Here is an 11,059-nt window from a genome sequence, read left to right as displayed (position 1 = left end):
CAGGTAGTAAGGGGTCAATTGGTGTCGGCGATGAAGTCGAGCATTCCGGCCTGGTTGACCGGCAGGGCCAGCAGGCGGTCGAGTTCGGCCTCGTCGGGGTCGATGCCGAGGATGCGCATCGAGTACTGAGTGAAGTCGCGCTCGATCATGTCAGGCGTCAGGTCGCCCGTCGGCCGGTACCACAGTGAGAGCGAGTTGCAGATCGAGTGGATGGCGCGAGTGGCCAGAGCCGCACTGCTGACGTGGAACTTCCCTGCATCGATGCCGGCCTGGACGATATCGCCCATGATCTCGCGGGCCTCTCGCTGGAGTTCTTTGACGCGGACGGCGTTGTCGCCGGTGAGCCGTTCGGTGTCGCGCAGCAGCACGGTGGAGACCGAGACGTTCTCCATGCGATAGCGGGCGAGGTAGCGCACCGCCACGGCCAGCTGATCGACGACATCGTCATCGACGTCGGCGATGACCGCTCGGCAGTGCTCGACGTACCAGGTATAGGCTGTGTGGACGAGCTCGTAGAGAGCTTCCTGCTTGGACGGGAAGTAGTAGTAGAGCGCTGAGAGGCTCAGACCTGCTGTCTGTGCGATATCGCGGATGGACGCGCCGTCGAATCCTTTGTCCGCGAAGGTGTCCCGGGCCGAGCGGAGAATATTGTTGCGGCCGTTGGTTGAGCGCACGATGACCGGACTCCTTGCCTTGTTTTCCGTTGAAGCCGACTTTTTAACGAACAGTCTTTCACTTGCCCAACGACCATACACGACAGGTGGTCTCTGCGGGCCTGATTTCGCGGGGAATTACGGTATCACCGTGTTCGGCGCCCGTTGCGACCGGTCGCGGGCTTCGTCGGGCCCTGTCACCAGGACAGTGATCGGGCAGTGGCCGGTCAGTGACCTGGCCCAGCCTCAACCAGTGACCAGGGTCACTCTCGATCCGGGAATGATTGAGGGTTCAACAATGTTGGCCAGTGTGGAACTGAGCCGACCCGGTTCGCCGAGGTCGCAGGCTCCGCCCGTGAACTCGACCGCCATGGCCGCCCGGCCGGTGGACACCGCTCAACGATTTGAGGACGCATATGCTCAACATTGCCATCATCCCCGGAACTTCCCGCCCGCAGGCGCTCAACCCGCAGATCGTGAGCTGGGTCGAGCAGCAGCTGGCTTCCAATGATGACGTCCGCGCCGAGGTCGTCGACTTCGGCAGCTTCGACCTGCCCCTCCTCGACGAGGTGATCCCCGCCGGTGCGAAGATGTACGCCAACGACCACACGAAGGCCTGGGGCGCGAAGCTCGAAGAGTTCGACGCCTTCATCTTCGTCACCCCGGAGTACAACCACTCGATCTCCGGTTCGCTGAAGAACGCCCTCGACTTCGTCGCCACCGAGTTCAACCACAAGGTCGCCGGCATCGTGAACTACGGCGCCGACAAGGGAGTGCGCGCCGCTGAGCACCTGCGCCACATCCTCGCGAACTACAAGCTCGCCGTCGTCCGCGACCAGGCATCGTTCTCGATCTTCACCGACGTCGCCGACGGTACGTTCGCCCCGACCGAGATCTCGGCCGCCCCGTTCGCCTCCATGGTCGACGACATCGTCGCCTGGGGCGAGGCCCTGAAGTCCGTGCGCGAAGCCGGTGCCGAGGAGCAGGCCGCCTGAGTCCGCCCTCGCAGCTGAGCTGAGACAGGCCCGCCGGTCACCCGACCGGCGGGCTTTGTCGTCCCCGCGTCGACCGACATCGTCCCCGTCGCGACCGACGCCGCCGTCAGGGTGATCCCGCGCCGAGGCGGCCCCACCCGACCGTGCACAGTGACCGTCCCCACATCTGCGTTAGAGTCGCAGTGATCAACTGTTCGCTCAGCGATGCAAAGGACACTCATGGATCTCACGAACACCGTCGCCCTCGTCACCGGCGGAGCCTCCGGACTCGGCCGCGCCACCACCGAACGCCTCTTGGCCGCCGGCGCCCAGGTCGTCATGGTCGACCTCAACGCCGAGGTGGGGCAGCAGGTCGCCGCCGAACTCGGCGATTCCGCCCACTTCGTCACCGCCGACGTGACGAACGAAGAGCAGGTTCAGGCCGCCGTCGACACCGCCACCGGGCTCGGCGCCCTGCGCGTAGTCGTCAACTGCGCGGGCGTCGCGACCCCCGGCAAGCTCGTCTCCCGCAAGGGTCCGCTGCCGCTCGAGGCATTCCAAAAGGTGCTGAACATCAACATCGTCGGCACCGTCAATGTCTGCCGCCTCGCCGCTGCGGCCATGCAGCAGCAGGAGCCGGACGGCGAAGAGCGCGGAGTCATCGTCAACACCGCCTCCGTCGCCGCCTTCGACGGGCAGATCGGCCAGATCGCCTACTCGGCGTCCAAGGGTGCCGTGGCCGCCGTGACATTGCCGATGGCCCGCGAACTCGCCGCCTCTCTCATCCGCGTCGTCACCATCGCCCCCGGCATCTTCGAGACCCCGATGATGGCCGGTCTGCCCGCCGAGGCGCAGGAATCCCTCGGCAAGTCCGTGCCGCACCCGGCCCGGTTGGGCAAGCCCGCCGAGTACGCGCAGCTCGTCGAAGCGATCGTCGCCAACCCGATGCTCAACGGTGAGACGATCCGCCTCGACGGCGCCATTCGAATGGCTCCGAAATGATCGCCTAGGGAGGCTCAGCGGCGGGCGTTGACGAGCAGCGCCAGCTGCACCCGCGAGGTCACTTCGAGCTTGTCGAAGATGCGCGCCAGGTGGGTCTTCACCGTCGCCGTCGATACGAACAGCGACCGCGCCACCTGCGCGTTCGTCAAACCCTGAGCGACCGCCTCGGCGATCTCCCGTTCCCTGGTCGACAGGGACGCCAGCGGATCCTGACCCGACGTCGAGGCGGCCGGACGGGACGACATCAACGTGGCCAGGGCGGTCGCCGACAGGGTGCGGGTGCCGTCGGCTGCCGCGCGGACGGCGTTGATGAGCTCTTCCGGCGGGGTGTCCTTGAGGATGTAACCAGCCGCCCCGGACTGCAGGGCGCGGTGGATGAAATCGTCGGTCCCGAAGGCCGTGAGCATGAGCACCTGCGGATGTTCGGGATCGGACAGCAGCGTCTGCGCGGCCTCGAGGCCGTCGAGACGGGGCATCCGGATGTCCATGAGTACGAGGTCGGGACTCAGCCGACGGGCGAGGTCGATGGCTTCGACACCGTCGACCGCCTCGGCGATGACCTCGATATCGGTCGCCGCGCCGAGGAGGAGCTTGAGACCCGAGCGCATGAGCGATTCGTCGTCGGCGATGAGTACCCGAATGCTCATGGCTGTGTCTCCTGCTCGTCGCGGGGGTCGGTCGCTTCGGTCATACCCAGGGCGTCGCCGTCTGTGAAGATGTCGGCGTCGACGGGGATGCGGGCACGGAGGGTGAACTCCGGAGTGGTCGTCACGGTGAGATCGCCGCCCATGGCCTCCATTCTCTCCCGCAGTCCGAGCAGTCCCAACCCGGATCCGGAGACGAGCTGCTGCGCTCCGGCGCGGAAGGCCGGGGCCAGGCCTGTGTGCGGATTGCTGGCGACGAGCACGAGGTGACCGTCGGCCTCATCGAAGCCGACCTTGATCGTCACCGTCTGGCCTGGTGCGTGCTTGACCGCGTTCGTGATCGCCTCCTGGACGAAGCGGTAGATCGTCGTCTGCTCGAGTGCCCCGCACCGGTGGAGCGCCGCGCCCGTCACCGGTTCGAGGTAGCGCAGCTCAGCGGTGTCGCCCCTGGCCGCGACGAGGCGGTCGATGTCGGGGTCGATGACCGTGCCCTGATCGTCGCTGCGGAGCATGGTGAGCACCTCCCGGAGTTCGACGCCGGAGCGGCGGGCGGCATCGGCGATGAGGCGGGCGTTCTCCCGCACCTCGTCGGGGTCGAGGTCCTGCCGCACGGACAGCGCACCGGAATACATGGCGATGACGGAGAGGTGGTGGGACAGGGAATCGTGCATATCGCGGGCGATGCCGCGTCGCACCTCGGCGATGGCGCGGTCCTGCCGGGAGCGTTCGCGCAGCAGGGTCTGGGCGGCGGAGTCGATGAAGCCCTGCTCGCGGGCACCGCGGATGACACCGACGATGACGATAACGGCGTACATCGTGCCGCCGAAGACGAACACGGGAAGATCGAAGGCTCCCGCGGCCTGTGGAGTGAGCACATAGGTCGCTGAGAAGGCTGCCAGTGTGGCGGCGAGTGCGACGAAGTCGAGGGCCCAACTGCGCCGGGCCGACAGTGAGATGAGCATGATCGAAGCGGCGAAGGCGCCGAGGATGCTGACCGTGCCGAGGAGTATGCCGATGATCCCGACTGTGACGGGAATCCAGCCTCCCGGTCGCCGCTGAAGCGATTCGACGGATCCGTCGGCGGCGAGGAACTCATCACCGCCGTGCCCGGTGACTGTGAGGAATTCGCGCAGCTTCTCTGAGGCAAGGACCTTCGGACGCAGTTGTTTGCGCGGAATCCGGCGTCCGTCGAAGACGAGCACGATTGGCAGACAGACGAAGGATACGAGCCCGAAGACGATGTGTACGAAGATTTCGGCACTGAGCGCGTCCGCCTCAGCACCGGTGGGTTTCGGGTTCGGCCACTGGTTTCCGATGACAACGAAGAGGATGAGCGCGCCGACGACCGCGGAGATGCCGGTCCAGAGGAGGGCATGCGCGAGCGGGCGGCGGGCGGGGCGAGGTGTCACCCTTCGAGCCTACCCGGGCGCGGGCCGCGAGGGTGTCGCCCGAAAGGATGAATTCGGAGCGGCCGCGAGGGCGCGGCAGCCCGGCCGGATGCGCCCTGACGTGCGCATTCATCCGATCGGATGACATGAATCATGCCCTTGACCGATGGTGGGCGGCCGCCGGTTTCGAAAGGGTGGAGACATGAGAAACCGACCCCACACTATGCACTATCATCGTCAGTTCGCCGCACTGCCCGACAACAGGTGGTTCAAGCCGATCCTCGTCGCGCTCCTGACCGCGGTGTTCTACCTCATCGCAATCGTCGTCCTGTTCGTCGGCTTCCTTCTCTGGGCACTCTTCGCCCTCGGCGTCGACGGTGGCTTCAACACATGGTCGGAACGCCTCATCGACATGAACACGACCACGGGCGTCCTCTTCGGACTCGTCAACGTCATCCTCATGTGGCCGGCCGCCGAGCTCGCGACCCTATGCATCTACCGGCGCTCTTTCTCCTCGATGATCTCGCTCTGCGGCGGCATGCGATGGGGGCAGCTCGGCCGGTATCTGCTGGTCGGTGCGGCCGTATGGATGGTCTGCGCGATCGTCATGGTCGCCTTCTCCGACGGGTCGATGGGCAACCTGACCTTGGGAATCGTGTGGAACAGCCAAGTGCTCGCCATGCTCATCGCAATCATCCTCCTCGTTCCGTTCCAGGCAACGGCCGAGGAGATCGTCTTCCGCGGCCTGGCCATGAACATCATCGGCTCATGGCTGCGCCACCCCGCGTGGGCCGTGTTCATCCCCGTGCCGATCTTCGTCGTCGGCCACGTCTACGACCTGCCGGGACTCATCGACGTCGGCATCTTCGCCGTCATCGTCGGCACCCTGACCATCATCACCGGCGGTCTTGAGGCCGGAATCGCCTTCCACATCGTCAACAACGTCTTCGCGTTCGGTCTGGGCGTGCTCGCCGGTGCCGACCTCAATGCGACGAGCGCCCCCACAGTCGAGGTCGTCATGTCGATAGCGGCTCCGATCGTCTTCGGCATCATCGTCGTCCTCGATCATCTCCGCCGAGGTGGATCGATCTTTCGCCGAGGCGGCCCGACCGACCGTGAACCGATGCGTCCCCGCGGGGACAGCCCAGAGAACGAGGAAACCGCGGTGGACAGCGATGTGAATGCCGACACCGAAACGAAAGCGAACCTGTCATGAGCTACTACAGCGAGCTCGCCCAGAACCTGCGCAAGCGCGGGTGTGAAGAAGACCAGGTCCTCACCGTCCTCCACGAGGTCAAAGACAGGGCCGAGGCGGCGGGGACGACACCCGACGCCGGGTTCGGCACCCCCGAAGAGGAAGCCTCAAAACACAGCGGGAAGCGCGCACGGTCCGCGGGCCAGGCGACGCTCAACGTGTTCGGATTCGTGGGCGTGTGCTGTGTGGTCGTCTACGCCATCTGGCCGGGACTGTTCGACTTCACAAACCCTGTGCTGTCGAACTTCGCCGGCATGATCGCGCTCCTCGTCCTGCTCGTCATCGGCGCCTTCGTCGCAGGCTTCATCGACTCTCGTCTGCCGAAGGGGTTCGAGGCTCCGCGGTCAGAAGCCGATCGATGAGCTCATCTGCAGTGATGCCCTTGGCCCGCGCGGCGGCGTTGATGCGATCGAGCGTCGAAGGCGACAGAGCCGGCGTCGGTTGGGACGACGGCTGGGACGACGACGGTTGAGTCGATCGGGCTGACGTCTCGCCGGCGCGGTCGGCGCGCGCAGGCTTCGACCCGGTCCTGAGCAGCAGCGAAGTCAGCGGCACGACGACGACCCCGAGTGCGGCGAGGATCCATACGATCCCGTTGAGGCGGGTCAGCCACTCGAGTTCCCACGCCGGTTCCACCCAGATCGTGACGAGAACCAGGCTCGTGCCGAGAGCAAGCAGTCCGAGCGTGATCGGCAGCCCGACCCGCACCACCCAGGACCGGGGCACCAGCAGCAGAATGAGCGCGGATATCGAGGCGACAGCGGTGAGGAGGGCGAACGAGGACAGGGCTTGGAAGAGGACCTCTTCGAGTTCATAGCTGTCAGGATCTGCATAGGGGTCGCCCCGGAGGAACCACAGGCTCAGCGCCATCGTGACCGTAGCCATGCCGATCGTGACGATCCCGAACCACTGGGTCCGGCGACCGATGAGCGTGGCACCGCAGAACGCTGCGACACTGACGGCGCCGGTCAGAGCCGTGGTGCCGATGACTTTGTACGTCGCTTCGGACTCGATGTCGCCGAGGAGGACGATGATCCCGCCGGCCGCAGCCAGGCTGAAAGCCACGACGATGATGATGGCGATCGTGCGCCGCAGAATCCGCACCGATCGTCTCGGTGCCTTCGGATCCGACGCCGAGGCGGTCGCCGGCGAAGGCGGAGATGCAGATGGCGAAGGAGGCGGCTGTGACATGGGGAAACAGTCCTTCCGAATGGGAAAGCATGAGGGGACTTCCAGTATGGCACCGGACGCCCGACGCTCGCCTGATTCGGCGCGAATCCGCGCCGCCTCAGCCCTTTCCTCGGACCTTCACTCCATCGGCAGCGACGCCCTGACCTCGAAACCACGGTGCTGGGTCGGCCCCACCTGCAGGCTCCCGCCCAAGGCTTCGACGCGTTCGCGCATCCCTTTGATGCCGAAACCTCCGCCGAGGTGGCTGTGCCCACCCGCATCCGCCCCGCCGTCGGGTTCCCCGTTGAGCACGGAGATCTCGAGCCGGGAGCCGATGGCTGTGACGGTGACCGCCACTGGTGCGCCGGCGGCATGCCGCAGCGCATTCGACAGACTCTCCTGAACCACGCGGAAGGCCGTGAGGCTCGTCGTCGGCGGCAGCGACATGGGGTCGGTGGGGAAGTCGAGATCGACGACCGCACCGGAGCCGCGCGTGACATCGACGAGAGCGGGAATGTCGTCGACGGTCGGCTGCGGCGCCAGGTCGGCATCCCGGCCACCGCGGAGGATCGCGAGCAATCCGCGCATCTCCGTCAGCGCCTGCCTGGCCGATGAGGCCATCGAATCGAATTCACCGAGGCTGCGCTCATCGAGTCCGGGCAGCCGGTACTTCGCCGTCGTCGCCTGGACACTGATGACCGACATGCTGTGCGCCACGACATCATGGAGTTCCTGAGCGATGCGGTTGCGTTCTTCCAGCTCCTGCCGTTTCGCCAGCTCCGCGGCGCTGAGTTCGCGTTCGGATTCGAGCTGCCTGCGACCTTTGATGAGCAGGTTGCCGATGACGCCGATGACTCCGGCACCGGCGGCGACGGCCGCGGTGGTGATGACGTTCGACAAGGCCCCGGGCAGCTCGCCGGCATGCGGCAGGACCAGAGCGAGCCCGCCGATGAGCGCACTACCCGACCACAGTGCGACGAGGTGGATCCAGCGGTGCCGCAGACCGATGATGAGGTGAAGGAACACGAGAGCCAGCAGCGAGGTGACCGTGAACGGTCGGACCACTCCCGAGACTTCCGCAGTGAGCAGAATGCCTGCCAGCTGAGCGACGAGGCCGAGGCCGATCGCCGGGATGGGCCAGCGCACTGCCAACAGGAGCGCGGCGCTGAGACTGAACGCAAGAACCATCGCGAAGACTGTCGGGACACCGTAGAGCACGGTGGTCACCGGCCAGGCGACCGCGACGAGCACGACCCCGACGAACGCTGCGATGAGCCAGAACCACCCCTGACTCCCGGCGATGGCCGACAGTGCAGACGACTGCGCCGGATGAGCCGACCGCTCTGAGCGAGTCGCCTGCGCGGAGACAGCTGCCCCATCAGTCGACCCGGCAGCGCGGATCGAGACGATCTCGAGCAGTGCCATGGCGTGGAGGATGAAGGGGAAAGTCAGCAGCAGGACGATGCCCGTGACGAATTGGAACGTCGCCTCGGCGGAGAACCCGAGGTCAGTGACCGGGGAGTTCGTCACCCAGGCGACCACCCAGTCGACGGTATCGCCTTCGTCTTCGGGGAGAAACCTGCCCCAGACGAAGAACGTGATCCCGCCAAGACCGCCTGCGAACCAGGCCAGGGAGATCGAGAACGTGAAGAGCCGGATCGGCAGTGCGAACACTGCCTCGAAGAGCAGATCCAACCACGCACGCGCATCGGACAGCGGAGCCAACCACCAGCGGAGTCCGCGTCCACGGGGACGGGGAGCCGCCTCGGCGATGGGGGCACCCCACGCACGAGCACGGGCCCGGGAGAGATTACCGAACGCGCGGGCGACGGTGAGTGTCAGCGGCAGGAGGAGCACGCCGACCCAGACGATGACAGTGGCGATCGAGACGGAGAACAGGGCGATGAGCACCGGGAACGCGATAAGGGAGATGAGCAGGCTCGGGGCGACGAGGCCGGCATCGCGACCGAGATTGTGCCACACTCTGGCCCACCACGAACTCGGCGCGGTCGCGGTCCGAGAACCTGCGGCCGCCTGGGAGTTCGGGCCGATCTGCGGAGGCTCTGCTGGGCGGGGCACGTCTCCAGCGTACGCGTCGGCGGGTGCGGGGGAGGTGAGAACGGGGGAGTGGTTCACAGCGTGATTCCTTCCTGTGCTGTGTGCGAGGACGTCTGCGCGGTGCCGACCGCAGTCTCAGTGCGAGCGGTCTTGCGGGATTCGAGGACCTTCGGGTGGAAGCGCGAGAGCATCCACACTCCGCCGATGCCGATGGCTGCGGAGACGAGCAGACCGAGAGTGGCCGGCGGAGTCAGGCCCGTGTACTCGCCGAAGAATGCGGCACCGATGATGACGGCGACGATCGGATCGATGACGGTGAGGCCGGCCAGCACGGTCTCGGCGGGGCCGCAGGCGTACGCAGTCTGGACGAGCCAGAACCCCGCCGCCGAGGCCAGGCCGACCGCGCCCAACAGCGCCCACCAGCGCAGACCGAACGTATCGAGTCCGGGCAGTCCCGACATGACGACGGATCGGGCGAGGACGTGCGTGGCCGCGGCGACCGTGCCGAAGACGATCCCGGTCATGACGACCCGGGGGATGTGGCCGGCGGAGCTGAACGAGAACAGCCCCGCGAAGACGGTGAGGGCGATGAGCACGGCGAGCAGCCACGTCACCGACTGTGCGTTTACGGAGATGTCGTGGGCGAACCTCGCCGAGGTGGCCACGAAGGAGAAGATCCCGAAGAGCGTGACCGCGATGCTGATGAGCAGCGGAGCACCGAGGCGGAGCCCGAAGCACCGCCGGCCGATGAGGACGGCGAAGACGAGAGAGACCGCGCCGATGGGCTGGACGATGGCGACCGGGCCGAGTCCGAGCGCGATGACGTTGAGCACCGTGACCAGCCCCATGAGACCGAGCCCGGTGGCCCAGGCAGCGCGACGGCGCAGGCCCGGAGCCATGGTGGCCACGGCATGCTGTTGGAAGTGGGTGCCCAAGGCCAGACAGAACGCTGCTGCGGTGGCGAGGATGACGGCGGTGATGATCATGACTCGAACGTTAGGGAGCCGGTGTGCGCCGGCACATCATACGCTGGAGTGAAATGAGCGCCGCACGTATCACCCATGAGGATGAGATCTGCGCGAAACCGGACCCAAGCGGCGGATTCTCGGGGATTGCGCGGGTTCTGCGACCCCGCTGTCCGGTAGGTTTGGACCATGCCGGGAATTGAGGACGCGGGGAACGGGGACGGAGGAGCCGCCTCGGCGAGTGTGCCGCCTCCGTCGGAGACGACGATCAGGGTCGCCATCGTCGACGATCAGGCGATGGTGCGGCAGGGGTTCGGGGCGCTGCTCGACGCGCAGTCGGACATGCAGGTCGTCGGCAGCGCCGATGACGGGTCCGCCGTCGTCGACCTCGTCCGCCGTACGAGCCCCGATGTCATCCTCATGGACATTCGGATGCCGACGCTCAACGGGCTCGACGCCACCCGAGCGATCTTCAACATGCCCGGGGACCACCCGCGAGTCATCATGCTCACCACGTTCGACGCCGACGAATACGTGTTCTCCGCGCTCCGCGCCGGTGCGAGCGGATTCCTCCTCAAGGACGCCACCGCCGAAGACATGATCACCGCTGTCCGGGTCGTTGCCGGTGGGGAATCGCTGCTCGCGCCCTCGGTGACCCGCCGCCTCATCGCCGAATACGTCGCCGGGCCCACCGTGGCCAAGGACACCGCGGTGCTCGGTCAGCTCACCGACCGGGAGATCGACGTGATGACCCTGGTGGCGAAGGGGCACGCCAACGCCGAGGTGGCCGAACAGCTGTACCTCGCCGAACAGACCGTGAAGACCCACGTCTCGAGGATCCTGTCGAAGCTCGGGTTGCGCGACCGCACCCAGATCGTCGTTGCCGCCTACGAGTCCGGGTTGGTCGTCGCCGGGAACTGAGCGGCGCGGTTCGGAGAGGCGCGTCTGCG

11 protein-coding genes are annotated in these 11,059 nt (G+C 66.4%); 5 read left to right on the top strand and 6 right to left on the bottom strand.

Going from position 1 to position 11,059, the window contains the following annotated elements:
* Positions 1–14: 14 nt before the first annotated feature.
* Entirely contained in the window at positions 15–674 is a 660-nt protein-coding gene (locus ACVZTU_RS16425; RefSeq protein ID WP_482400875.1) for a TetR/AcrR family transcriptional regulator, read from the bottom strand.
* Positions 675–1,069: 395 nt separating this feature from the next.
* Between ACVZTU_RS16425 and ACVZTU_RS16420 the strand changes: the two genes are divergently transcribed.
* Together ACVZTU_RS16420 and ACVZTU_RS16415 are read left to right on the top strand one after the other, a co-directional pair.
* Entirely contained in the window at positions 1,070–1,648 is a 579-nt protein-coding gene (locus ACVZTU_RS16420; RefSeq protein WP_482400874.1) for an NADPH-dependent FMN reductase, read from the top strand.
* 219 nt (positions 1,649–1,867) lie between these two features.
* Positions 1,868–2,629, top strand: coding sequence for a 3-hydroxyacyl-CoA dehydrogenase (locus ACVZTU_RS16415; RefSeq protein WP_172171873.1), 762 nt, complete (start codon positions 1,868–1,870; stop codon positions 2,627–2,629).
* Between the two features lie 14 nt (positions 2,630–2,643).
* On the opposite strand, the gene ACVZTU_RS16410 is transcribed toward ACVZTU_RS16415, so the two are convergent.
* Together ACVZTU_RS16410 and ACVZTU_RS16405 are read right to left on the bottom strand one after the other, a co-directional pair.
* Positions 2,644–3,276, bottom strand: a complete 633-nt coding sequence (locus ACVZTU_RS16410) for a response regulator (RefSeq protein ID WP_482400873.1) — start codon at positions 3,274–3,276, stop codon at positions 2,644–2,646.
* Entirely contained in the window at positions 3,273–4,682 is a 1,410-nt protein-coding gene (locus ACVZTU_RS16405) for a sensor histidine kinase (protein ID WP_482400872.1), read from the bottom strand. Before ACVZTU_RS16405 ends, ACVZTU_RS16410 begins: the two co-directional genes overlap by 4 nt.
* A gap of 181 nt (positions 4,683–4,863) precedes the next feature.
* Here ACVZTU_RS16405 and ACVZTU_RS16400 point away from each other — a divergent pair, with 181 nt between their 5' ends.
* A complete protein-coding gene (locus ACVZTU_RS16400) occupies positions 4,864–5,877 on the top strand; it encodes a CPBP family intramembrane glutamic endopeptidase (RefSeq protein WP_482400871.1) in 1,014 nt (337 codons plus the stop codon).
* A complete protein-coding gene (locus tag ACVZTU_RS16395) occupies positions 5,874–6,278 on the top strand; it encodes a hypothetical protein (protein ID WP_482400870.1) in 405 nt (134 codons plus the stop codon). The genes ACVZTU_RS16400 and ACVZTU_RS16395 overlap by 4 nt, the downstream gene beginning before the upstream one ends.
* Here the strand turns inward: ACVZTU_RS16395 and ACVZTU_RS16390 are convergent.
* The 3 genes from ACVZTU_RS16390 to ACVZTU_RS16380 all read right to left on the bottom strand — a co-directional run bounded on the left by ACVZTU_RS16390 (position 6,220) and on the right by ACVZTU_RS16380 (position 10,130).
* Entirely contained in the window at positions 6,220–7,107 is an 888-nt protein-coding gene (locus ACVZTU_RS16390; RefSeq protein ID WP_482400869.1) for a hypothetical protein, read from the bottom strand. The genes ACVZTU_RS16395 and ACVZTU_RS16390 overlap by 59 nt on opposite strands.
* Before the next feature lie 117 nt (positions 7,108–7,224).
* Positions 7,225–9,222 carry a sensor histidine kinase gene (locus tag ACVZTU_RS16385; protein WP_482400868.1) on the bottom strand — a complete coding sequence of 666 codons (1,998 nt, stop codon included), beginning with the start codon at positions 9,220–9,222 and terminating at the stop codon, positions 7,225–7,227.
* Entirely contained in the window at positions 9,219–10,130 is a 912-nt protein-coding gene (locus tag ACVZTU_RS16380; protein ID WP_482400867.1) for a hypothetical protein, read from the bottom strand. Before ACVZTU_RS16380 ends, ACVZTU_RS16385 begins: the two co-directional genes overlap by 4 nt.
* Positions 10,131–10,298: 168 nt before the next feature.
* Here ACVZTU_RS16380 and ACVZTU_RS16375 point away from each other — a divergent pair, with 168 nt between their 5' ends.
* Positions 10,299–11,030 (top strand): response regulator, encoded by a 732-nt coding sequence (locus tag ACVZTU_RS16375; protein ID WP_259357242.1) that lies wholly within the window; start codon positions 10,299–10,301, stop codon positions 11,028–11,030.
* The last annotated feature ends 29 nt before the right edge of the window (positions 11,031–11,059 follow it).

This window comes from Brevibacterium sp. OS20 (assembly GCF_056837565.1).
This window is presented reverse-complemented; position numbering and strand designations above follow the sequence as displayed.

Bases quoted from the DNA above. Each gene is read 5' to 3' on its own strand.
- ACVZTU_RS16375 (WP_259357242.1), top strand. From the start codon at position 10,299: ATGCCGGGAATTGAGGACGCGGGGAACGGGGACGGAGGAGCCGCCTCG.
- ACVZTU_RS16410 (WP_482400873.1), bottom strand. From the start codon at position 3,276: ATGAGCATTCGGGTACTCATCGCCGACGACGAATCGCTCATGCGCTCG.
- ACVZTU_RS16420 (WP_482400874.1), top strand. From the start codon at position 1,070: ATGCTCAACATTGCCATCATCCCCGGAACTTCCCGCCCGCAGGCGCTC.
- ACVZTU_RS16400 (WP_482400871.1), top strand. From the start codon at position 4,864: ATGAGAAACCGACCCCACACTATGCACTATCATCGTCAGTTCGCCGCA.
- ACVZTU_RS16415 (WP_172171873.1), top strand. From the start codon at position 1,868: ATGGATCTCACGAACACCGTCGCCCTCGTCACCGGCGGAGCCTCCGGA.
- ACVZTU_RS16390 (WP_482400869.1), bottom strand. From the start codon at position 7,107: ATGTCACAGCCGCCTCCTTCGCCATCTGCATCTCCGCCTTCGCCGGCG.
- ACVZTU_RS16395 (WP_482400870.1), top strand. From the start codon at position 5,874: ATGAGCTACTACAGCGAGCTCGCCCAGAACCTGCGCAAGCGCGGGTGT.
- ACVZTU_RS16380 (WP_482400867.1), bottom strand. From the start codon at position 10,130: ATGATCATCACCGCCGTCATCCTCGCCACCGCAGCAGCGTTCTGTCTG.